At 64.1% G+C, this 22,001-nt stretch carries 19 protein-coding genes; 16 read left to right on the top strand and 3 right to left on the bottom strand.

What is annotated here, in order from left to right; translation table 11 throughout:
* Positions 1-118 precede the first annotated feature (118 nt).
* From ACFFP0_RS10315 to ACFFP0_RS10285, 7 genes are all read left to right on the top strand, one after another.
* Complete coding sequence (locus ACFFP0_RS10315) at positions 119-991, top strand: branched-chain amino acid ABC transporter permease (RefSeq protein ID WP_377260016.1); 873 nt, start codon at positions 119-121, stop codon at positions 989-991.
* 11 nt (positions 992-1,002) lie between these two features.
* Positions 1,003-2,901, top strand: a complete 1,899-nt coding sequence (locus ACFFP0_RS10310) for a branched-chain amino acid ABC transporter ATP-binding protein/permease (RefSeq protein WP_377260013.1) — start codon at positions 1,003-1,005, stop codon at positions 2,899-2,901.
* Positions 2,902-2,951: 50 nt separating this feature from the next.
* The gene (locus tag ACFFP0_RS10305) at positions 2,952-4,079 is read left to right on the top strand and encodes an ABC transporter substrate-binding protein (RefSeq protein WP_377260010.1); all 1,128 of its coding nucleotides are present in this window, start codon (positions 2,952-2,954) and stop codon (positions 4,077-4,079) included.
* 101 nt (positions 4,080-4,180) lie between these two features.
* Positions 4,181-4,933, top strand: a complete 753-nt coding sequence (locus ACFFP0_RS10300) for an ABC transporter ATP-binding protein (RefSeq protein WP_377260007.1) — start codon at positions 4,181-4,183, stop codon at positions 4,931-4,933.
* Between the two features lie 21 nt (positions 4,934-4,954).
* Positions 4,955-6,337 carry an FAD-binding oxidoreductase gene (locus ACFFP0_RS10295; protein WP_377260004.1) on the top strand — a complete coding sequence of 461 codons (1,383 nt, stop codon included), beginning with the start codon at positions 4,955-4,957 and terminating at the stop codon, positions 6,335-6,337.
* A 50-nt stretch (positions 6,338-6,387) separates the two neighbouring features.
* Positions 6,388-7,386, top strand: a complete 999-nt coding sequence (locus tag ACFFP0_RS10290) for a dihydroxyacetone kinase subunit DhaK (RefSeq protein WP_377260001.1) — start codon at positions 6,388-6,390, stop codon at positions 7,384-7,386.
* A complete protein-coding gene (locus ACFFP0_RS10285; RefSeq protein ID WP_377259998.1) occupies positions 7,383-7,997 on the top strand; it encodes a dihydroxyacetone kinase subunit L in 615 nt (204 codons plus the stop codon). Before ACFFP0_RS10290 ends, ACFFP0_RS10285 begins: the two co-directional genes overlap by 4 nt.
* Positions 7,998-8,003: 6 nt before the next feature.
* Here ACFFP0_RS10285 and ACFFP0_RS10280 read toward each other — a convergent pair whose 3' ends face one another.
* On the bottom strand, positions 8,004-8,813 hold the full coding sequence (locus ACFFP0_RS10280; RefSeq protein WP_377259995.1) for an IclR family transcriptional regulator: 810 nt from the start codon (positions 8,811-8,813) through the stop codon (positions 8,004-8,006).
* A 197-nt stretch (positions 8,814-9,010) separates the two neighbouring features.
* On the opposite strand from ACFFP0_RS10280, the gene ACFFP0_RS10275 reads away from it, so the two are divergent.
* The 9 genes from ACFFP0_RS10275 to ACFFP0_RS10235 all read left to right on the top strand — a co-directional run bounded on the left by ACFFP0_RS10275 (position 9,011) and on the right by ACFFP0_RS10235 (position 20,131).
* Positions 9,011-9,916 carry a dihydrodipicolinate synthase family protein gene (locus ACFFP0_RS10275; protein WP_377259991.1) on the top strand — a complete coding sequence of 302 codons (906 nt, stop codon included), beginning with the start codon at positions 9,011-9,013 and terminating at the stop codon, positions 9,914-9,916.
* Positions 9,917-10,000: 84 nt separating this feature from the next.
* Positions 10,001-10,849 (top strand): fumarylacetoacetate hydrolase family protein, encoded by an 849-nt coding sequence (locus ACFFP0_RS10270; RefSeq protein ID WP_377259988.1) that lies wholly within the window; start codon positions 10,001-10,003, stop codon positions 10,847-10,849.
* Between the two features lie 185 nt (positions 10,850-11,034).
* Positions 11,035-12,081 carry a DctP family TRAP transporter solute-binding subunit gene (locus ACFFP0_RS10265; RefSeq protein ID WP_377259985.1) on the top strand — a complete coding sequence of 349 codons (1,047 nt, stop codon included), beginning with the start codon at positions 11,035-11,037 and terminating at the stop codon, positions 12,079-12,081.
* A 134-nt stretch (positions 12,082-12,215) separates the two neighbouring features.
* Positions 12,216-12,785, top strand: a complete 570-nt coding sequence (locus ACFFP0_RS10260; RefSeq protein WP_377259982.1) for a TRAP transporter small permease — start codon at positions 12,216-12,218, stop codon at positions 12,783-12,785.
* Entirely contained in the window at positions 12,782-14,062 is a 1,281-nt protein-coding gene (locus ACFFP0_RS10255; RefSeq protein ID WP_377259979.1) for a TRAP transporter large permease, read from the top strand. Before ACFFP0_RS10260 ends, ACFFP0_RS10255 begins: the two co-directional genes overlap by 4 nt.
* A 547-nt stretch (positions 14,063-14,609) precedes the next feature.
* A complete protein-coding gene (locus ACFFP0_RS10250) occupies positions 14,610-15,674 on the top strand; it encodes an extracellular solute-binding protein (protein WP_377259976.1) in 1,065 nt (354 codons plus the stop codon).
* Positions 15,675-15,907: 233 nt separating this feature from the next.
* On the top strand, positions 15,908-16,945 hold the full coding sequence (locus ACFFP0_RS10245) for an ABC transporter ATP-binding protein (protein WP_377259973.1): 1,038 nt from the start codon (positions 15,908-15,910) through the stop codon (positions 16,943-16,945).
* On the top strand, positions 16,945-18,738 hold the full coding sequence (locus tag ACFFP0_RS10240) for an ABC transporter permease subunit (protein WP_377259970.1): 1,794 nt from the start codon (positions 16,945-16,947) through the stop codon (positions 18,736-18,738). Before ACFFP0_RS10245 ends, ACFFP0_RS10240 begins: the two co-directional genes overlap by 1 nt.
* 22 nt (positions 18,739-18,760) lie before the next feature.
* Positions 18,761-20,131 carry an LLM class flavin-dependent oxidoreductase gene (locus ACFFP0_RS10235; RefSeq protein ID WP_377259967.1) on the top strand — a complete coding sequence of 457 codons (1,371 nt, stop codon included), beginning with the start codon at positions 18,761-18,763 and terminating at the stop codon, positions 20,129-20,131.
* Positions 20,132-20,245: 114 nt separating this feature from the next.
* On the opposite strand, the gene ACFFP0_RS10230 is transcribed toward ACFFP0_RS10235, so the two are convergent.
* Complete coding sequence (locus tag ACFFP0_RS10230; protein WP_377259964.1) at positions 20,246-21,094, bottom strand: sulfurtransferase; 849 nt, start codon at positions 21,092-21,094, stop codon at positions 20,246-20,248.
* 100 nt (positions 21,095-21,194) lie between these two features.
* Complete coding sequence (locus ACFFP0_RS10225) at positions 21,195-21,920, bottom strand: GntR family transcriptional regulator (RefSeq protein ID WP_377260138.1); 726 nt, start codon at positions 21,918-21,920, stop codon at positions 21,195-21,197.
* Between the last annotated feature and the right edge of the window lie 81 nt (positions 21,921-22,001).

Genomic DNA, 22,001 nt, shown 5'->3' with positions numbered 1-22,001 from the left:
TAAGAGGAGCCTAAGATCAGCGGTGAGGAGTGTCGGGCAGGTTTCCGGCCTTTGGGAGGGCCGGCGCCTTGTCGCATGAGCTTTCGCTGTCGTCTCAGGCTTTGGTGGAGGAAATCGAATGCTCGGACAGGTCGTCGTCAGCGGTTTGGCTATGGGAGCGATCTATGCTCTCGTCGCCCTGGGATACGCCTTCGTGTGGAAGACGATGAACATCGTCAATTTTGCCGCCGGCGAATTCCTGACGTTCGGGGCGTTCATCTTCGTCGCGACCTTCGTCATGCGGCTGCATCTTCCGTTCCTTGCCGCGGCACTGCTTGCGGCGCTGGTGATGGCCTGCCTGGGCGCCGCGTTTTCGCGCATCGTCTTCTCGCGGCTCCAGAAGCAGCGGACGATCGTCGCCATCATCGCGACCGTGGGTTTCGGGCTTTTCCTCAAGGAGAGCGCCCGCATCATCTACGGCCCCGAACCGTTGCTCTACAACGGTCCGTTCAGCTTCGACACGATCGCCATCGGTTCCGTCAGCATATCGAAGCAGCAATTGCTGATCTTCGGCGTCGTCATCGTCGTCATGGTGCTGCAATATCTGGTGCTCCGCTACACGATGATCGGCAAGGTCATGCGCGCCGTGGCGCAGGACAGGGAAACAGCGGCGCTCATGGGCATTCCCGTGAACGCGGTCCTCGCCGGCACCTTCGCCTATGCGAGCGTCCTGTCGGCGCTCGGCGGCATTCTCCTGGCCCCGCTTTTCTTCGTGACGACCGAACTCGGGACGCTGGTCGGCCTCAAGGGATTTGTCGCCATGATCATCGGCGGTTTCGGCAGCATTCCCGGCGCGATCATCGGCGGCCTCATCCTGGGGCTCGGGGAGAATGTCGCGGCATTCACGATCTCGTCGACCTATAAGGACGCGATCGCCTTCGTGCTCCTGCTCGTCTTCCTTCTCATCCGCCCGGAAGGCCTCGTTCCCGAAGCTTCCGCGGACCGCGCCTGAGGAGGACGACGATGGCTGTTTCCATGCGCATGCGAAAGATCATCCTGGCCGTGATCCTGCTGGCCTTCCTGCTGCCGCCGTTCGTCGGGACCAATGGATATGCGCTGCAGGTCCTGAACCTCGCCTTCATCTACTCCATTGCCGCGCTCGGCGTGACGATCGCCACGGGCATAACCGGGATGGTCGTGCTCGGCCAGGCGGCGTTCATGGGGCTCGGCGCCTATACCGCCGGCCTGCTGATGACCGGCCTCGCCCTGCCGTGGTGGATCGCGCTTCCCGTCGCCGTTGCCGCCACCGGCGCGGTCGGCGCGGCGCTCGGGCTCGTCAGCACCCGCATCAAGGGCCATTACCTGGCGATTACCACGCTGGGTCTCAACGAGATATTCCGCCTGGTGGTGCTGAACGAATCCTGGCTGACGGGCGGTCCGTTCGGGCTGCGCGACATCCCGACCCTCAGCCTGCCGGTCATGGGCGGAGGAATTGCCCAGCAGCTCTATGTCCCTCTCTTCCTGCTCACGGTCCTGGTATACGCGCTGGCGCTGCGGATCTACCGGACCTCGTTCGGAAGGCAGATGCGTTCGATCCGCGACGACGATCTCGCTGCGGAATCCATGGGCGTCAACTCCCGATCCGTGCGGGTCATGTCCTTTGCGCTCTGCAGCGTCTTCGGCGCGATCGCCGGCGGTGTGTTCGTGCTGACGTTCGGCTTCATCTCGCCGAACAATTTCCTGGTCTTCGAGAGCATCAAGCTGCTCCTGATGGTCGTCATCGGCGGGCTCGGGTCGATCGGCGGGACCTTTCTCGGGGCTCTTGTCGTCATCGGCCTTCCGGAGGCGCTGCGGGATTTCCAGACCTATTATCTCGCGATCTTCGGCCTCGGCGTGGTGGTGATCCTGCTGACCGTTCCCAAGGGGCTCGGCATCGTCGCGGACTGGCTTCTGGCGCCCTGGCTGCCGGGTGAGGAAGGTGACGAAGCGGGCGCGGCGAAGGCGCGGGACGTCTCCGACGAAGTCACGCTGGAAGAGGAAGACCGGCGCGCCATGGCGGTGGCCGCGCGGCTGAAGACGGAACGCGAACGGGCGGGGTCCGGGACTTTCGCGCGGACTGCCGAGCCTTTGCTGAAGGTCGAGAACGTCTCCAAATCCTTCGGCGGGATCGTCGCCCTGAAGGATGTGTCGTTCGACGTCGGGCGCGGGGAAATCCTGGGGCTGATCGGTCCTAACGGTTCCGGCAAGTCGACGATGATCAACGCCTGTTCCGGCATCGTGAACGTTTCGTCGGGGCGGATCGCGCTCGATGGCCAGGTCATCTCCGGCCTGCCGGCCTGGGATGTGCATGCGGCCGGCGTGTCGCGCATTTTCCAGAACGTGCGCGTCTGGAATTCCATGGCGGTGCTCGAAAACGTGATGATCTGCCATCCGGCGACCCGGCAGGCCAGGGTGCTCGCCGGCGCGATCGGCACCGGCAGGGCGCGGGCCGACGAGGAACTGGCGCGCGACGACGCGCTGAAGGCGCTCGATCTCATGGGTATACGCCACCTTGCCGGCCGCCGTGCGGGCGACCTTTCCTTCGGGCAGAGCCGGCTTGTCGAACTGGCGCGCTCGATCGTCAACAAGCCCAGGCTTCTGCTGCTGGACGAACCCGGCGCGGGCCTGCGCGGCGGCCTGATCATGGAGCTTGCGGAAATCCTGAAGCAGCTTCGAGACCAGGGCATGACGATCCTGGTGGTCGAGCACCGGGTGAAGCTGGTCGTCAGCATGTGTGACCGTATCGTTGTCCTCAATCTGGGGGACAAGATCGCCGAGGGCCCTGCCCAAGGCGTGGCACGCGATCCGATCGTGATCGATGCCTATCTGGGAGGAAAGGTCGAGCGCAAGCGCAGGCCTGAAGTCGTGGAGATTGCGACCTGAGCATGCCGGTCAGAACGGCATCCGGTTGCAGGGAGAGGAGAGGAATGAACATGCACAGGAATTTCAAAGCGGCGCTTCTTGCGGGACTGCTGGCTGCCGGAGGTTTCGCGGGCGGCGCCGGCGCGGCTGATCTCACCATTGGCGCTTCCGCTCCGATGACCGGCCCCCGGGCCCTTCTCGGGAAATATTTCAAGCAGGGCGTCGACATGGCCGTCGAGGAGATCAATGCCGCGGGTGGCGTGCTTGGCCAGAAGCTCGCCGTGACCTTCGAGGACGATCAGGCGGACAATCCGAACGCCGCCCTCAACGCCATGAGCAAGCTGATGGAGGTCGCCAAGGTGCCGGTCGTCCTCGGTCCCCATTTCTCTGTCGCGCAACTCGCCACGATGAAAACCTATTGCAACGGCTCGCTCATCTCGATCACCGGGGCCAGCGGCGTTCCCGTCACCGCGCAGAACTGCAATTATGTCATCCGCATTCGCGGCAGCGACACGCTCCAGGCCGAAGCACTGGTGGCCTACGCGCTCGACCACCTCAAGGCGAACAAGATCGGCGTCATCTCCATCCATGACGACTTCGGCAAGGGAGGCGCCGAGCGTGTGATCGCCGCGCTCAAAACCAAGGGCATCACGCCCGTCGCGACCGAGAGCCACAATGCGGGCGATACCGATTTCTCCGCCCAGCTCTCCCGCCTGCGCGACGCCGGCGCGGAACTGGTGATCATGTGGACCCATGACAACGAGTCGGCCCTGATCGTCCGCCAGGCCCGCCAGTTCGGGCTGAACTTCAAGTTCGCCGGCAGCACGTCGCTCAGCCAGCCCGCATTCATCAATCTGGCGGGGCCGACCGGCGAAGGTGTGATCAGCGCGACGGACTTCCTGCCGGCCAATCCCGATCCGAACGTCAAGGCCTTCGTCGAGAAGTTCCAGAAGAAATACGGCGAATTGCCGGAACTCTACGCCGCCACCTACTATGACAGCGTGAAGCTCGCTGCGGAGGCGATCAAGATGGCGGGCAGCACCGATCCCGCAAAGGTCCGGGAGGCTTTCGGCAATATCGACACCCAGGGCGTCCTGGCGCGCTACAAGTGCGAGGCCAACGGCGACTGCAACCATCAGACCAACATCATCGAGATCAAGAACGGCAAGCCTTCCCTGCTGACCGTCGTCAAGTTCTAGCGCGGTCGAGCTTTCGCAGAACCGCTCTATCTCGTTGTTTTTACGCAATTCCGGATGAAAAGCGCGGCGTGCTTTTCCCGGGATTGCCCTAAGGAGCAGCCATGCTGTCTGTAACGGAAAGCTCGCCGGCGGAAGTCGGCGAGGTCATGCTCAAGCTCTCCAACGTCGACTCCTATTACGGCAAGGCGCAGATCCTCTTCGATCTGTCGCTGGAAGTCAGGGAGCGGCAGGTCGTCGCCGTCATCGGCGCCAACGGGGCGGGCAAGTCGACGACGCTCAACGTCATCATCGGCCGCGTGAAACCGGCGTCCGGCAGCGTCACGCTGGACGGACGCCCGATCGCCGGCGACAGCGTCCAGACGATCGTCGGGAAGGGCATCACCTGCGTTCCGCAGCGCCGCCGGATATTCCCCACGATGACGGTGCGGGAAAACCTGGAGGTCGGGTCCTATGCGCGCCGGCACGACAGGCAGGGAACGCGCCGCGTCATGGAGGAGGTGCTGGACCTCTTCCCCGTCCTGGCGAAGAAATCCGGTCTGCTGGGCGGCGTCCTGTCGGGAGGCGAGCAGCAGATGCTGGCGATCGGGCGCGGCCTGATGGCGCAGCCGCGCGTGCTGCTGCTGGACGAGCCGTCCATGGGCCTCTCTCCCAAGCTGACGACCGAGATGTTCGAGGATATCCGCCGGATCGCCGATACGGGGCGCACGGTTCTCATCGTCGAGCAGAATGCCTATGCCGCCCTGTCCGTGGCCGACCGCGGCTATGTCCTGGAGAACGGGCGGGTGGCCCTGTCCGGAGACGCCGACGACCTGATCGAGAACGATTATGTGCGGCAGACCTATCTCGGGGCGTGATCACGTCGACAGGTGAACATCGTGAACCAGACATTCCAGGACGAACTTGCCGGCATGCTCGGCGAAAGAGTTTCCTTCTCGCTCCCGCTGAGGGAGCAGCACAGCCATGGCGAAGGCTATACGGCGAAAGGCATGCCGGACGCGGTGGTCTTTGCGGAAAGCACCGAGCAGGTGGCGTCCGTCCTCAGGCTCTGCCGCAAGCATCTCGTCCCGGTCGTGCCCTTCGGGGCGGGATCGTCGCTTGAAGGCCATGTGGCGGCCGTGCGGGGTGGTGTCAGCCTGGACCTGACACGCATGAACGGGATTCTGCAGGTCTCCGCCGAGGCGCTCGACTGCCGCGTCGAGGCGGGCGTGACGCGCGAGGCGCTCAATGCCCATCTTCGCGCCGGGGGCCTCTTCTTCACCGTCGATCCGGGTGCGGACGCGACCATCGGCGGCATGGCCGCGACGCGTGCGTCCGGAACCAATGCGGTCCGCTACGGGACGATGCGCGAGAACGTGCTGGGCCTCACGGTCGTCACCCCGGCCGGCGATGTCATCAGGACCGGCGGGCGGGCGCGGAAGTCCTCCGCCGGGCTCGATCTGACGCGCCTCTACGTGGGAAGCGAGGGCACGCTCGGGGTGATAACCGAAATCCAGCTCAGGCTTCAGGGCCTGCCGGAGGCGATCGTCGCCGCGACCTGCCAGTTCGAACGGTTCGAGGATGCGGTCGGCACGGTGACCACGGCGCTGCAATCGGGCCTGCGCATGGCCCGCATCGAATTGCTGGACGAGGTCCAGATGCGTGGCTGCATCGGGTATTCCAGGCTGGAAGGTTTTGAGGAAAAGCCGACGCTGTTCCTCGAATTTCACGGCAGCCCGTCCGGCGTCCGGGAGGACGCCGAGGGCATGCAGGAACTGGCTCTCGCCTTCAACGGCAACCTCTTCCGCCACGCGGAGCGGCCCGAGGAGCGCACGCTCCTGTGGAAGGCGAGGCACAATTGCTATCACGCGTCCAAATGGCTGGCGCCGGGCAAGGACAATATGGGAACCGACGCCTGCGTGCCGCTTTCGGAATTTTCCGCCTGTATCAACGAGACGAAAGAGGACGTGCGCGAGAGCGGTCTGGTCGCGCCGCTGGTCGGCCATGTCGGCGACGGCAACTTTCATCTGGGCATCATGCACGATCCGCAAGACGCGGAAGAAACGGCAAGGGCCGAGGCGCTGGCCGCCCGGGTCGCCGAGCGGGCGATCCGCTACGGAGGCACCTGCACGGGCGAGCATGGCATAGGCCTGCACAAGAGGCGCTACATGGCGGCGGAGCACGGGGCGGCCCTTGATGTCATGCGGGCGATCAAGCTGGCGCTCGATCCGGACAATATCATGAACCCGGGCAAGATGCTGCCCGACGGTCCAGGTGGCTAGCGGCGCTCAATGATGGAATATATTCCCGTTATTCGGAATTTGGAGGATTTATGAAGAAACTGATGAACACGGCCTCAGGCTATGTGGACGAGGTTCTGGAAGGACTTGTCCTTGCCCATCCGCGTCTTGTCCTCGGCGGTTCTTCCAAAAGGGTCGTCTGCCGCGCCGAGGGGGCAAGAAAAGGAAAGGTCGGAATCGTATCGGGAGGCGGCTCGGGGCATCTGCCGCTTTTCACCGGTTATGTCGGCAGGGGAATGCTGGACACCTGCTCGATCGGCAACGTCTTCGAAGGCCCGAATGTCGACAGCTGCATCGAGGCGATCAAGCTCGCGGATGGCGGCGCCGGCGTGCTTCGCCTTTACGGCAATTACGGCGGTGACCGGATGAATTTCGACATGGCCGGCGAATTCCTCGAAGACGAGATCGAGACCACGACGGTCCTCGGGACGGACGACATCGCCAGCGCCTCTCCGGAAGAGGGCGCCAAACGCCGCGGCGTTGCCGGCATCATCTATGCCTACAAGATCGCCGGCGCGCGGGCGGAGGAGGATGCCGGTCTCGCCGACGTGACCGGGACCGCCCGCAAGGCGGTCGCGGCGACGAAGACGATCGGCATCGCCCTGTCGCCCTGCCAGGTCCCGGGTTCGGCCAGGCCGACCTTCGAGCTTGCCGACGATGAATTCGAGATGGGCATGGGCATCCACGGCGAACCCGGCCTTTGGCGAAGCAGGATGAAGCCGGCCGACGAGATCGTCGACGAGATGATGACGCGGCTTTTGGCCGAGCGCCCCTCCGGGCATCGGGGCAGGACCTCGATCCTGGTGAACAGCCTCGGCGCGACCCCGCTCGAGGAACTGCTGATCCTCTACCGGCGCGCGGCGTGGACGCTGAAGGCGCATGGCCTGGAGATCGTCCAGCCGCTGGTGGGGCATTACGCGACATCGATGGAAATGGCCGGCGCTTCCATCAGCCTCTGCTTCCTGGACGAGGAACTGGAACGGCTGCTTCGAGCGCCGTCCGGCAGCCCCTTCCTGGAGGTGCGGGCATGACCGGCATCACGGTTCACACGCTCGGTCAGGCGGTCAAGACGGCCAATGCGCGGATGGCCACTCTGGAAGGCGAGCTGAACGCGGCGGATTCGCTGCTCGGCGACGGCGACACGGGCGTGATGCTCGCCCGCGTGCTCGGCAAGTTCGCCGAAACCGGGATCGAGGCCGGCGCCGATCTCGGAGCTGCGTTCCAGTCGCTTGCGCGGGCGGCGGCGGCCGCGACCGGGTCGAGCCTCGGAACGCTTTTCGCCACCGCATTGCTGGCGGTCGGGAAAAGGACGAAAGACGTCGAAGAGGTGGCCTGGGCCCAGTTGTCGCCTTTGCTGCAGGCGGCCCTGGAGGCGATGATCCAGCGCGGCGGCGCATCGCTCGGCGACAAGACGGTCCTCGACGCGGTCGATGCCGTCGTTCGCGCCACCGCCGGTCTTGACGACGCGGATGAGATTTCGATCGCGGCTTGCGAAGCGGCGAACCGAACGCTGGCGTCCTTCAGGGACAAGCCCTGCAGGATCGGCCGTGCCCGGATGTTCGCCGAGAAAAGCATCGGCATGGACGATCCCGGCATGCTCGGTTTTGCCCGGCTCGTCGAGGCGCTGGCGGCGAAGGCCTAGGTTATTTCAGGGGTGGTGGCCTATCCGCTGGCCGATGAGGTTGGCGTGATGGATCACCACCTTCGACAGTTCCTCGATATCCGACATGTTGATCTGCCAGCTCGGCCCGCTGACGCTGATCCCGGCGATCACCTGACCGTTCTGGCCGCGGATGGGCGCGCCGACACATCGCAATCCCGGCTGGTGTTCGCCGTCGTCTATCGCGTAGCCGCGCTGGCGGGTCTTTTCGAGTTCCGCCAGAAGCGCCGGCCCCGAGGTGATCGTCGCGTCCGTATAAACTCGCAGGCCGGCATTGATCACCTTCTGGATGACGGCTTCCGACTGCCACGCCAGGATCGCCTTGCCGACGCTCGTGCAGTGGACCGGGGCGTTCTCGATCGAGGTCGAGGTGGGCGCGTGATCCGGCGACGGGTCGGCCCGGTGGATCACGACCGCGCTCTGGCCGTCGAAAATGGCCAGATGCACCATCTGGCCGCTCATTCGCTTCAGCGAGTCGACGATCGGGCGCGCTTCCCGGTGCAGATCGAGATTCATCAGGACGATGTTCCCAAGCTCGAACAGCTTCAGCCCAAGCCGGTATTTGTCCCGCTCGCGATCCTGGTCGAGAAAGCCGACCTCCTTCAGCGACGCCATCAGCCGATGCGTCGTGCTGCGCGGGAATCCGGTCCTTTCGCAGATCTCCGACAGCGACAGGGCCCGGTCGTTGACGGAGAAACACTCGAGCACCCGCATGATCTTCATCAGGGATTTCAGGTTCTCGTCGGATGCGCGGGCGGAGGAGGTCTTCGTTTGGGTTGGTTCATTCGTGGCGTCCATGGGCGTTCTTATAACACCAATCCCGGTATGCGGTACAGATGTTCCGAAAAAAAATTAAAAATGCCCGCCGGACCCCTGCCATCGTGTTGACACCGGTCTCGGCGGCCCATATCCTCAAAATACGAAACGTCATCCCGCATTACGGAATTATAGAGAGCCTTGATGAGGCGTTTCAGGCGATCAAGGAGGAGAGGATCATGCAGCAGGAAAGCAAGCTGGCACTGAAGAGAAAATTGCGGGGCATTCTGCCGCCCGTGACGATGCCTTTTGACGAGAAGGGGAAGCTCGTCGCTTCCGGCATCAGGAAGCAGATCGATTTCATGATCGAATCGGGCGTGCATGCCGTCGTTGCCGGCGGCAGCACCGGTGAAGGCCATACGCTTTCGACGGAAGAATTCGTGGAGTCCATGGAGGCGACCCATGAGGCGATCGCCGGACGCGTGCCCTTCGTCGTCGGCCTCATCGTCAATTCCACCATCGAGGCGGTCGAGCGGACCCGCAAGATCGCGCACCTGAAGCCGGATGCGCTGCAGGTCACCCCCGTCCACTACCTGTTCAAGCCCGGCCCGGAAGCGACCATCCGCCACTTCCGCGAGATCTACGATGAAAGCGGCGTTCCGGTCCTCATCTACAACGTCATTCCCTGGAACTATCTCTCCGCGGACCTGATGCTGAAGATCATGGACGAGGTTCCCGGCGTCGTGGGCATGAAACAGAGTTCGGGCGACCTCAAGTCGCTTTCCGACCTTCTCCAGCAGGCAAAGCCGGACAATCTGGTCCTGACCGGTATCGACGCCATGCTCTATCCGGCCTTCACCCTCGGCGCGGACGGGGCGATCTCGGCCCTGACCTCGGCCGTCCCGAAGCAGACCGTCAAGCTCTACGAAGCGGTCAGGAAGGGCGACCACGAGACGGCGCTTGCGCTTCACTGGAAGCTCAACGGTCTCTGGAACGTCGTTCGCCACGACAATCTTCCGGCCTGCACGAAATACATCCAGTCGCGCCAGGGCGTCGATTTCTTCCTCCCCCGCGCGCCGATGGAGCCGGTCAGCGACGAGCAGAAGAAGGTCATCGACGGGGCGCTCAAGGCGCTCGGCATCTGAAGGCCGCGTCGCGATGCGTCCCGATGATTGGGGACGCGTCGCCCTGCCGCGGCGGCATGGCCGCAATTGTGGAGGAGGGTGGATATGAAGCTGATCCGGTTCGGAGAGCCCGGACATGAACGGCCCGGGATCGTCGACCCCTCGGGGGCGATCCGAGCGCTCGGGGCGCTTGTCGACGATATTTCGGGCGAGCATCTTTCCAGGGCGGCACTCGGCAGGATCGCGGCCGTCGATCCCGACAGCCTGCCGGTCGTGCCGCCGCATGTCCGCATCGGCCCCTGCGTCGCGACTGTCCGCAACTTCATCTCGGTCGGCCTGAACTATGTCGACCATGCGCTGGAAAGCAATGCGCCCATCCCGCCCGAGCCCGTGCTGTTCAACAAGCTGACGTCGTGCGTTTCGGGGCCGGATGATCCCATCGTGCTCATGAAGGGATCGGAGAAGACGGACTGGGAGGTGGAGGTCGCCATGGTCATCGGCGAGCCTGCCTATCTCGCCGATGAAGCTGAGGCGTTGTCCGCCGTTGCCGGCTTCTGCGTCTGCCACGATGTCTCCGAGCGCGAATTCCAGCTCGAACGCGGCGGCCAGTGGATGAAGGGCAAGAGCGGACCGACCTATGGGCCGCTGGGGCCGTGGCTTGTGACGCCCGATGAACTCGATGTCGGGAACCTCGATCTATGGCTCGACGTCAACGGGCAGCGCATGCAGACGGGCAATACCGCCAGGATGATCTTCAGCTTCGCGAAGATCGTCTCGTACATCTCCCGGTTCATGAAACTCATGCCCGGCGACGTGATCACGACCGGCACACCCCGGGGCGTCGGCATGGCCATGAACCCGCCGCGGTTCCTGAAGGCGGGCGATGTGGTGACGCTTGGGGTTACGGGCCTTGGCCAGCAGCGCCAGAGCGTCGTGCCGCATCGGACCGTCTAGGGCATCCTGCGTTCAGGTGGAATCGCCTGATCGCAGATAAGATGCTCTGGATTCAAAGGATGAGAGCGTCCTTGGTGCGCCCGTTCGGCGATCCTGTTTTCGCCGGATGTGCTCCAGCGGCCTGCGTCGCGCGGAGGCGGCGGAAGGTGCGAATTTCAAAACCGGAAGAAACGGAGGAGGAGACCATGTTTCTCGATCTTGGGACGACAGCAAACCGCAGGAAGTTTTCACGCCTTGCATCGGTCGTAGTGGCGGCCCTGCTTGCGCTCCCGGCGGGTGCGCAAGCCGAGGTCCGCGAAATGCGGCTTCGGGCCGGCACCAGCCAGAGCGACCAGCATCCGGACTATCTCGGCCTGAAGAAGCTTGCCGATATCGTCAGCCAGAAAAGCGGCGGCAAGATCAAGATTAGCGTCGCCCCGGGCGCGACGCTTGGAACCGACGTCCAGATGCAGGCCAATCTTCAGGCCGGCACGCAGGATATCATGACGACTTCCCCCGTCACGATGGCCGGCCAGATTCCGCAGGTCTCCATCCTCGACCTGCCGTTCGTCCTCCGTTCGACGGAGGAATACGACAGGCTCATGGACGGTGCGGTCGGCCAGAAGTTCAACGAGCTGATGGCCGAGAAGGGCTGGATCGGCCTCGGCTTCACCAGCAACGGCTTCCGGCAGACCACGTCCAACAGGAAGCCGGTCACGAAATGGGAGGATTTCCAGGGGCTGAAGATCCGCGCGATCCAGAACCCCATGTATCTGGAGCTGTTCTCCACGCTTGGCGCGAACCCGACGCCGCTGCCGGTCAGCGAGATCTACACCGCGCTCGAAACCGGCACGGTCGACGCCCAGGAAAACCCGCTGCCGCAGATCGTCTTCATGCGCCTGTTCGAGGTGCAGAAGTTTCTCTCGCTGACGAGCCACAGCCTGAATTCCGTGGTCATGATCATCGGCAAGCCCTCCTGGGACAAGCTGAATGACGAAGAGAAGGCGATCATCCGGGACGCTTCGCGGGAGGTCACGCTCTTCAAGCGTGACCTCGTCAAGACGAAGACCGGCGACTGGCTGCAATCGGTCAAGGAGGCCGGCGTCAAGGTCAACGACATCACGCCCGAGGAGCGGGCGCGCTTTGCCGAGAAGGTCAGGCCGGTCGTCGAAAAATTCGGTGCGCAGCTCGGCAAGGACTTCTCCGACATGTACTTCGCCGAAGTGAAGAAGGTGCAAGCCGCTTCCAACTAGAGCGCCGTGCGCCCGAACGGACGCGCTAAGGACGTTCGTTCCAGTCCTTTGAATCCAGCGCATCGCGCCGGCATGCCTTCCTCTGCTGAAAGCCGGGGCATGCCGGCCTGTCTCCTCTTTCCGGAGGGTTCCCCATGCAATCCTGCTTGCTGGCCCGCATCGTCGATGCCTATTTCAGGCTTCTGGAATTCATCCTGTTCCTGTGCATGACCGGCATGGTCGTCATGGTCTTCGGGAACGTCGTGCTGCGTTACGGCTTCAATTCCGGCATCCTGATCTCGGAGGAGCTGTCGCGCTTCCTGTTCGTTTGGATGACCTTCATCGGCGCCGTTGTCGTTCTGCGCGAACATGGCCATCTCGGCATGGACACCGTCATCAGGATGCTGCCGCTCGCCGGGGCGAAGATCGCGAAGGCGATCAGCGACCTGCTGATCATCGCCGGCTGCATCTATCTGGTTTCCGGCACCTGGCAGCAGCACGACGTCAACATGGACAACCTGTCGCCGGTTCTCGCCGTGCCGATGGAGCTCGTCTACAGCGTCGCCTATATCTCCGGCCTCTCGATGATGGCGATCACCGCGGTCAGCCTCGTCATGACCTTCCTTCCAGGCGCTCCCGATCCCCGCCAGTCGACGTTCGTCGACGCGGAGGAGGAGGCTGCGCTGAAAAGCATCGATGCCGCATCAGGAAAGTCCAGCCCATGATCGTACTCGTGTTCATCGGCGCGCTGCTCGGCGCCATGGCGCTCGGCATGCCGGTCGCCTTCGCCCTGATCGTCTCGGGCCTGGCGATGATGTGGCACATCGACATGCTGAGCCCGCAGATCGTCGCCCAGAACATGCTGAGCGGCGCCGACAGTTTCACGCTGCTTGCGGTGCCGTTCTTCCTTCTGGCCGGCGAGCTGATGAATGCGGGCGGCATTTCGCGGCGCATCGTCAATGCGGCGCTCGCGTGGATCGGCCACTTCCGCGGGGGGCTCGGTTATGCCGGGATCGCCGCCGCGGTGATCCTCGCCGCCCTGTCCGGTTCGGCGATCGCCGATACCGCAGCCGTCGCGGCGCTGCTCGTGCCCGCCATGCGGAATTCCGGCTATTCGGTGCGCCGCTCGACCGGATTGCTGGCGGCGGGCGGGGTCATCGCACCCGTTCTGCCGCCCGCCATCGCGCTCGTGCTGTTCGGCGTCGCGGGCGGCGTTTCGATCACCCAGCTCTTTCTCGCCGGCATATTCCCCGGCCTGTTGATGGCGCTTTCGCTGGTGGTGACCTGGGCGTTCGTCTGCCGCCGGGACAAGATCGCGCCGCTGCCGCGAAAGAGCCTGCACGAACGCATCCGGATCACGCTCGATGCGAGCCTTGGCCTGCTTCTGCCCGTCATCATCATCGGCGGCATCCGCGCCGGCATCTTCACGCCGACCGAGGCCGCGGTCATCGCCGCCGTCTATGCCCTGCTGGTCGGGCTGTTCGTCTATCGCGAGATCAGGTTCTCCGATCTCTACGGCATCGTTGTGCGGTCCGCGAAGATCACCGCTTCGGTCATCTTCCTGGTGGCGGCCGCGATGGTGTCGGCCTGGCTGATCACCGCCGCCGATATTCCGAGCTATGTCCGCGACATGCTGGAGCCGTTCATCGAATCCCCCATCCTGCTCATGTTCGTGCTGATGGTGCTGGTCATCATCGTCGGGACGGCGCTGGACATGGCGCCGACCATCCTGATCCTGACGCCGGTGCTGATGCCCGTGATCCGCGAGGCGGGCATCCATCCGGTCTATTTCGGCATCCTGTTCGTCATGAACAATGCGCTCGGCATGGTGACGCCGCCCGTCGGCACGGTCCTGAACGTCGCCGCCAGCGTATCGAGGATTTCGGTGGACGATGCGTTCAAGGGCGTCTTTCCCTTCCTGATGGCGGAAATCGCGGTGATGTTCCTGCTCGTGCTGTTTCCCGACCTCGTGCTCGTGCCGCTGAAATTCCTGATGCGGTGACCGGATCGCCGCCGGGCGGGCCGCGTCGGTTCCGCCAGTCCGGCATTGCAATGATCTTCCCCCGATCCCTTCACCAGACCTTCCCCGGGAGGTCTGGCGAAGGGCGTTGGATGCCGAGGAAAGGCGTGCGCGCGCGAAAAGGGCAGGGCGGGGGATGCCGTTGCCGCATTGCGGAAGCCACACGGTCGGCTACCGGCGGGGCCGGCGTCCGCCGATAGCCGCGCATGCCGGAAACGGTGTCGTCCATCCCTCCGCAACGAGGGGCTGAAGGCCTTTGCCGCCCCGCCCGCATTGAATGCTGCGGCGCGGAAATCAGGGTGTAAAACCGGCTCCGACGGTCTGAGCGCAAGGCGGAATAATTAACTGCATACAGACTTGACTTTAGTTGGTGGCGGTAGATACTCGCCCTATAAAAGAACAAAAATGCCTTTCCCAAAAGCCGCCTGGACGCGATCCTAGGCAGGTTCCAGGATGGGAACAAGGTCGATGGAACAGAGGGAGACGGTCGAGCCATAAGCTCCCGTCGCGAACTGAACGGAGTGACGTTATGCAGACGCGCAGACAGTTGATGAAGGCGGGGGCCCTGGGCACCGGCTTGCTGGCGGCCCCCGCTTTCCTGAAGAAAGCCTGGGCGCAGCAGCCGCTTGTCGTGCGAATTCCCGGCGGATACGGCGATGTGTGGGATGTCCACTATTTCCAGCCGTTCACCAAGGCCACCGGCATCCCGGTCACCGGTACGTTCTCGACCGACATTCCCTACAGCGAGTTCAAGATTTCCGTGGAGACCGGGTCCTACCGGTACGACGCCGCGGCCGCGATCACCAAGGAACTTATCACCCGGCTGAAATCCGACAATCTGGTCGACAAGCTCGACCTCGACAGCCCCGATATTTCCGCCCGACCGGCGGCAAGCTACAACGAGAACTGGTTGACCCACAGCCTCTATTGCTTTGCGATGGTCTATCGCACCACGACCTTCCCGCAGGGTGTCTCGTCCTTCAAGGACATGTGGAACGTCAAGGGGTTCCCGGGAACGCGCGCGCTGCGCAAACGCGCCGTCGACACGATCGAGATGGCGACGCGCGGGATCGGCGTGCCGCGCGACAAGGTTTATGAATTCCTGTCGACGCCCGACGGCTGGGACAAGGTATTCGCCGGCCTCGACGAAATCCGCCCGCATATCACCAACTGGTGGGATTCGGATGCGACGCTGGAGCAGATGATCGGCCAGGGGGAGCTGGACATCTCGCCGGTCACCAGTCATCGCGCGCAGCGGCTGATCAACGAGGGAGCGGAAATCGCCATCGACTTCAACGAGGCCTATTACTCGACCATGGGCTATGCGATCCCGCGGGGGACGCCGAAGCTCGCGCAGGCACGCGAGTTCATCAAGTTCGCCGCGGCCCCGGAGCGCGAGGCGGCGCTGGTGAAATCGTCCCCCATGGGGCCGATCCATCCGAAGGCCTTCGACTATCTGGCGCCCGATTTCGCCAAACTCCTGCCGACCTATCCGGAAAACTTCGCCAAGATGAACGAGCAGGACCCGGTCTTCTGGCAGAAGAACGACAAATATGCGACCACCCGCTTCCAGGAATGGCTGCTGAAGGCCTGATCCGTCGCGGTCCGGAGTGTCGCATGATCCGCCCATACACGATGAAGCCGGTCTCCCGAGAGGGATACCGGCATGCGTCCGTGCATTCCGGCGGCCCCGTGCGCGGTGGGCCGCCGGGCGGATGGCGTGCGGCTTTCGGGAGGCTTCCGCCCGCGATGTCCCGGTCCATTCCTCCGGGCCCGGCGATCCGCACGGGATTCTGTCCATAACCAATCGATAGCGGAGAATGTCGAATGTCCCCCAAGCTTCGCCTCGTGGAGGTCAGCAAGTCCTATGGGCCGGTTCAGGCCCTGCGGCCGACCAGCCTGGAAGTGGAGGAGGGTGAATTCCTGACGCTGCTCGGGCCTTCGGGGTCCGGCAAGTCGACGCTCCTGCAGCTTCTGGCCGGGCTGGTGGCGGTCGATAGCGGGCAGATCTGGATAGACGGCGCGCTATCGACGCGCACCCCGCCCCACAAGCGGGGATTGGGGGTCGTTTTCCAGAACTATGCGTTGTTCCCGCATCTCACCGTGGCTGACAACATCGCGTTTCCGCTCGAAATGCGGCGCATGGAGCGGGCGGAGATCGACAGGCGGGTGAGGGAGATACTGGAGATCGTGCAACTGCCGCAGCTCGGCGATCGCCTGCCGCGCGAGCTTTCCGGCGGGCAGCAGCAGCGCGTCGCCTTCGCGCGCTGCGCCGTCTATGCGCCGCCGATCATCCTGATGGACGAGCCGCTCGGCGCCCTCGACAAGCAGCTGCGCGACCAGATGCAGGGGGAGATCCGCAGGCTGCACAGGGAGCTCGGAGCGACGATCATCTTCGTCACGCATGACCAGGAGGAGGCCATGTCGATGTCGGACCGGATCTGCCTCATGCGCGATGGCAGCATAGAGCAGCTCGCCAAGCCCTCGGAACTCTACTTCCGCCCCCGCACGCTGTTTGCCGCCGACTTCATCGGCCGCGCCAATTTCGTCCGGGGCGATTTCCTCGCACGTCACGCCGTTGCGCCTTCGGCCGCCGCGCCGGCGGATGCCCTGGTCATGCTGCGTCCGGAACATATCCGCTTCGTGATGCCCGGAACGACCGCAGATTTCCAGGTGGAGGCGGTCCTGGAGGATCATGTGATGCTCGGCTCCCATACCCGCCATACGGCGCGCACCGCCGACGGCACGGTTCTCGTCTGCCTGAGCGAGAGCCACGAGGGTGAGCATCGCAGCCGGCCGGGCGACAAGGTCATCCTGGGATGGGACAGCGTCCGCTGCGTCGTCATGGAAGGGGAGCGCGGCTGATGTCCGGTTCCTCCCCGCGGTTTGCCGCCATCAGGCAGAGGCTCCGAACGCATGGCGGCCTGTGGCCCGCGGGGGTCTTCCTGGTCGTGCTCTTCGCCATTCCCGTCGTGCAGGTCCTGTCCCTCAGCGGCTTCGACGAGGCCGGCAACCTGAGCTTTGTCCAGTTCGAGAGGCTGCTCGTCACCTCGACCTATTTCCAGGTCCTGATCAACACGTTCTGGCTGACGATCAAGGTCACGCTGCTCTGCCTGCTGATCGGCTATCCCATCGCGTATCTGCTGGCGAATGTCGACATGCGGTCGAGGAATGCATTGCTGGTCTGGGTGCTGGTGCCGATGTGGACGAGCTTCCTCGTGCGCATTCTCGCCTGGATGGTGATCCTCGGCCGCAACGGGGTGCTGAACCAGACGCTGCGCCAGCTCGGCATCACCAATGCGCCGCTTGTCCTCACCCAGAACAATATCGGCGTCATGATCGGTTCGCTGCATGCGATGCTGCCGATCGCCATCCTGATGATGTTGTCGGTGATGATGAACATCGACCGCAGCCTGGGACGCGCGGCGGCCACGCTCGGCGCGCAGGGGCCGATGATCTTCTTCCGCATCTACCTGCCCCTGTCGCTGCCCGGCATCGCCGCGAGCGGCCTGATGGTGTTCGTATCGGTGCTGGGTTTCTTCATCGCCCCGCAGATGCTGGGCAGTCCTTCCGAAATCGTCATCTCGCAGGTCATCATCACCCAGCTCAGCGAGACGCTGGACTGGAATTTCGCCTCCGCGCTGAGCGTGGTCCTGCTGCTCTGCACCTTCCTCGTGGTCGTGCTGTTCGATAAGGCGGTCGGCATGGCGGCGCTGACCGGGGATATGCCGGGCGCCGGACAGCGGCGCGGCGGCGGACTTGCGACAGCCCTGTCGCGGATCGGGCGCCGCTCAATGACGGCTGCCGGCTGGACCTTCGTCTGGCTGGGAAACCTCCTGCCGTCGCGCCGGCTTTCCCAGGATTTCGACGAACGGCCCGGCGTGTCGATCTGGCTTCTCGGCATCCTGGGCGTCCTGTTCCTGGCGCTGCCCACCTTTTTCCTGATCCCGATCTCGCTCTCGGAAAACCGTTTCCTCGCCTGGCCCCCGAAAGGGTTCACCTGGAACTGGTATGCCGCTTATTTCAATTCCGTCGCCTGGCGCGACGCGACGATCAGGTCCATCCTTCTTGGGCTCGGAACGGCTGCGATGTCGATGGCGCTCGGCCTTCCGGCGGCCTTCGTCCTTGCCCGCCAGAAGGTCTATGCCCGCGGGGCGGTGCTCGCCCTGCTGCTGTTGCCGATGGTCGTGCCGCATATCATCGTCGCGGTCGGGCTGTTCTACATCTACGCCCGCATCGGGCTGGTGGGCACGAATTTCGGCCTGATGCTCGGCAATGCGATCTTCTCGCTGCCCTATGTGGTCATCACCGTCATGGCGGTGCTGCGCAACTACGACGAGCGGCTGGACCAGGCGGCCTGGACGCTCGGCGCGAACCGGTTCACGACCTTCAGGCGCATCACCCTGCCCCTGCTGAAATCGGGCGTCGTCACGGGTTTCCTGTTCGCCTTCATGAAAGCCGTCGATGAACTGGCGATCGCGCTTTTCGTTGCCGATGCCGGGACGAACCTCATCCCGAAAAAGCTGTGGGAGGAGATGAGCTACAAGATCGACCCGTCGCTTGCCGCGGTGTCGACGCTGATCCTGCTGATCGTCGGGGTCGCCATCGCCATCACGCAGGTCGTCGGAGCATCGGACCGGACGCAGCGTCGCCGGTAATATCTGGAAAGGGATGAGGGATATGACGAGCAATCAGGTTGGAGCAGCGCCCGGCGATGCAGGTCCGGACGGAAGGATGCGTCTCAGCCTCGCGATCCGCGGCGTCGGATATCATCCCGCGGCCTGGCGCCTGCCCGGGACGGACCCGGCCGCCGAGCAGCGGCTGCAGCATTATGCCGAGGTCGCCAGGATCGCCGAACGCGGCAAGTTCGACATGATCTTCTTTGCCGATACAGTCGCCATCCGCGAAAGCGCGCTCGAACCGGATACGCTGGCGCGCAACAGCACGCTTGCCCGTATCGAGCCGCTGATGATCCTCGCCGGCGTCGCCTCGCAGACGTCCCGCATCGGCCTCGCCGCGACGGCTTCCACCACCTACAACACGCCGTATCAGATCGCCCGCCATTTCGGGTCACTCGACCTGATCTCCAACGGCCGGGCCTGCTGGAACCTCGTGACCTCCTGGTCCGATGCCGAGGCGAGGAATTTCGGGCTCGACGTCAATGCGAGCTATGGCGACCGTTACGATCGCGCGCGGGAATTCGTCGGCGTCGTCACCCGTCTGTGGAACAGCTGGGAAGACGACGCCTTTCTTTTCGACAAGCAGGGCGGGCTCTTCCACGATCCGGCCAAGCTCCACACGCTCGATCACGAAGGCAGGTATTACAAGGTCAAGGGTCCGTTGAACGTCCCGCCGTCGCCCCAGGGCCGGCCGGTCATCTGCGAGGCCGGCGCGTCCGAAGCCGGCCAGGAGCTTGCGGCCTACAGCGCCGACGTGGTCTACGCCATCGCCCAGACCGAGGAGGCCGCCGGCCGGTTCTACAGGTCCGTGAAGGCGCGCCTGCCGAAATACGGCCGCAGCGCCTCCGACGTGAAGATCATGCCGGGCATTTCGCCGATCGTCGGAAAGACCGAGGCGGAAGCCCGGGCGAAGTTCCGCGCCCTCCAGGACCTCATCGATCCCAGGCTCGGCCTGTCGCTGATAGCCCCCTATGTGGGGGATCTTTCAGGCTATCCGGTGGACAGCCCGATCCCCGATGTCGCCATGCAGGGCAGCACGCTCGAAACCATGCGCAAGCTGATGAAGGAGATCGCGGCCGGGCGCGAACTGACGATCAGGGCGCTTTACGAGCATGTGGCCGCCGGCCGCGGGCACTGGACGCTGGTCGGCAGCGCCGAATACATAGCCGACCAGCTCGAAGCCTGGTTTCGGGCGGGCGTCGCGGACGGTTTCAACATCGTCGCGGCCCACCTGCCGGGCGTGATCGAGGACTTCGTGGAACTGGTCGTGCCCATCCTGCAGGAACGGGGGCTTTTCCGCCGGGACTACGAGGGCGAAACGCTCAGGGAAAACCTCGGCCTGCGGAAGCCGGTCGGCCTCGTCGCGGGCTGAGGCATAGGCCAAGGCCTGAAAATCGGAAGCGATCTCCGGACAACAGATGCGTGGAGACGAAAATTCCGGACATGCCTTCCGCCACATCCGGAATTGGCCGAAATCCAGATGCAGTCACTCGCCGGTCGTGACCGGCAGGTCGTTTCGGGCACCCCATTCCGTCCAGGAGCCGTCATAGACGGCGACATCCGTTCTTCCCGTCGCCGCAGCCGCCGCGACGGCGATGACGCAGGCCGTCATACCCGAACCGCAGGAGGCGATGATCGGCCCGTCATCGGTGCCGAGAGCCGCGAACTTATCCTTCAACTCGTCGGCCGGCAGCAGGTATCGTCCGCTTGCATCGAGAAGGCTCGACGCCGGCAGGCTTTTCGCGCCCGGCATGTGCCCGCTTCGCAAGCCGGGCCGGGGTTCCGGCACCGTGCCCTGAAAGCGGCCGGCGGGGCGCGCGTCGAGAACGGCGGCTGTTTTCGCGGCAAGGCTGGCCAGCACGTCGTCGGCGGACCTCACCAGTTCGTCGCGCGGATGCGGCTCGAACGTCGTGGCCGGATAGCCGGCATATGCATTCGCCAGCGCGCCTCCGGCGGCGAGCCAGGCATCGAGGCCGCCATCGAGGATGCGCACCTTGTCGTGCCCGAAGGTGCGAAACATCCACCAGCATCGCGCCGCGCCCGCAAACCCCTCACGATCGTAGCAGACGATCTCGTGATCGGACCCGATGCCGCGAGCCTCCACCTCCGACCTGAAGACCGGCGCGGGAGGAAGCATGTGCGGCAGGCTGGACGCCGGGTCCTTCACCGCATCCACGTCGAACCGGATCGAGCCGGGAATGATATCCGCCGGATTGCGGCTCGGCTGAGCTCCGGGCAGGAGAAAGGTCGCGTCCAGCAGCCGCAGGGAAGGATCGCCGATATGGGCCTTGAGCCAAGCGGCATCGACCAAAGGGCCGGAGTCGGGGAAAGTCATCGGATTGTCACCATGTTCAACGAACTGATCTGTATTCAGAGAAGAGTTCAATTGGTATGGCGGCCATTTCCCGAGGTCAAGCGTTATCCATGCTCCCGGATCAGCCGGTCGCGCGGGACGGACGGCCGACATAGATGTGGCCGTAGATCTGCCGGATCGAGGAATCGATCTCGTCCAGGCGCCGGGTGATATGCTGCTCCATCAGGCTCGCCGCCTTGTCCGCGTCGCGTTCGATGAGAGCCGTCAGGATGAGCTGATGCTCCCGCTGGGTCGCAGGGCGGCCGCGGCGGTTGAGGTCGATCCAGCGGACCGGCCTGATGCGCTGGTTGAGGTTCTTCATGACCCGCAGCATCTCGGCGTTGCCGGACATCTTCACGATCGATTCGTGAAAGGTCTCGTCATAGGACAGGAGCGACTCGATCGGCTCGTCCTTCGAATCGGCGGTCGACATCAGGAAATCGCGCAGCTTCGTCAGGTCCTCGTCCCTGGCGCTCCTGGCCGCAAGCCTCACCCCGGCCGTCTCGATGATCGCACGGAGCTGATAAAGCTGGAACGTGTCTTCGGGATTGAGGTCCCGGCAGAAAAAGCCCTTGGCCGGACGGGTGGTCAGGAAACCCTCGATCGCCAGCCGGTTCAACGCTTCGCGAAGCGGCGTCCGCGACACGCCGAGCTTGCGGGCGACAAGGACTTCGTTCACCCGTTCGCCGGGCTTGATTTCGAAATCGTTGATCATCGCGAGCAGGCGGTCGTAGACCACCTTGACCATGGTGGCGGTCGAATCGTCCTGGGCCCTGTTCGCCTCGGTTGCCGTTTCCTTCGGGTCCACTTCCAATTCCACTATCCTTGGTTGCGCGTTCGCATCATCGCTGAGATATGCGTCACCGGCGATCGACGCCAGGCTCCTCCT

It is taken from the genome of Neorhizobium puerariae (genome assembly GCF_042429745.1).
GTDB classification, from domain to species: Bacteria; Pseudomonadota; Alphaproteobacteria; order Rhizobiales; family Rhizobiaceae; genus Neorhizobium; species Neorhizobium puerariae.
The sequence above is the reverse complement of the archived record's forward strand: the minus strand, read 5'-3'. Positions and strand labels throughout refer to the sequence as shown.

Bases quoted from the DNA above. Each gene is read 5' to 3' on its own strand.
- ACFFP0_RS10315 (WP_377260016.1), top strand. From the start codon at position 119: ATGCTCGGACAGGTCGTCGTCAGCGGTTTGGCTATGGGAGCGATCTAT.
- ACFFP0_RS10310 (WP_377260013.1), top strand. From the start codon at position 1,003: ATGGCTGTTTCCATGCGCATGCGAAAGATCATCCTGGCCGTGATCCTG.
- ACFFP0_RS10305 (WP_377260010.1), top strand. From the start codon at position 2,952: ATGCACAGGAATTTCAAAGCGGCGCTTCTTGCGGGACTGCTGGCTGCC.
- ACFFP0_RS10300 (WP_377260007.1), top strand. From the start codon at position 4,181: ATGCTGTCTGTAACGGAAAGCTCGCCGGCGGAAGTCGGCGAGGTCATG.
- ACFFP0_RS10290 (WP_377260001.1), top strand. From the start codon at position 6,388: ATGAAGAAACTGATGAACACGGCCTCAGGCTATGTGGACGAGGTTCTG.
- ACFFP0_RS10285 (WP_377259998.1), top strand. From the start codon at position 7,383: ATGACCGGCATCACGGTTCACACGCTCGGTCAGGCGGTCAAGACGGCC.
- ACFFP0_RS10280 (WP_377259995.1), bottom strand. From the start codon at position 8,813: ATGGACGCCACGAATGAACCAACCCAAACGAAGACCTCCTCCGCCCGC.
- ACFFP0_RS10275 (WP_377259991.1), top strand. From the start codon at position 9,011: ATGCAGCAGGAAAGCAAGCTGGCACTGAAGAGAAAATTGCGGGGCATT.
- ACFFP0_RS10270 (WP_377259988.1), top strand. From the start codon at position 10,001: ATGAAGCTGATCCGGTTCGGAGAGCCCGGACATGAACGGCCCGGGATC.
- ACFFP0_RS10265 (WP_377259985.1), top strand. From the start codon at position 11,035: ATGTTTCTCGATCTTGGGACGACAGCAAACCGCAGGAAGTTTTCACGC.
- ACFFP0_RS10260 (WP_377259982.1), top strand. From the start codon at position 12,216: ATGCAATCCTGCTTGCTGGCCCGCATCGTCGATGCCTATTTCAGGCTT.
- ACFFP0_RS10255 (WP_377259979.1), top strand. From the start codon at position 12,782: ATGATCGTACTCGTGTTCATCGGCGCGCTGCTCGGCGCCATGGCGCTC.
- ACFFP0_RS10250 (WP_377259976.1), top strand. From the start codon at position 14,610: ATGCAGACGCGCAGACAGTTGATGAAGGCGGGGGCCCTGGGCACCGGC.
- ACFFP0_RS10245 (WP_377259973.1), top strand. From the start codon at position 15,908: ATGTCCCCCAAGCTTCGCCTCGTGGAGGTCAGCAAGTCCTATGGGCCG.
- ACFFP0_RS10240 (WP_377259970.1), top strand. From the start codon at position 16,945: ATGTCCGGTTCCTCCCCGCGGTTTGCCGCCATCAGGCAGAGGCTCCGA.
- ACFFP0_RS10235 (WP_377259967.1), top strand. From the start codon at position 18,761: ATGACGAGCAATCAGGTTGGAGCAGCGCCCGGCGATGCAGGTCCGGAC.
- ACFFP0_RS10230 (WP_377259964.1), bottom strand. From the start codon at position 21,094: ATGACTTTCCCCGACTCCGGCCCTTTGGTCGATGCCGCTTGGCTCAAG.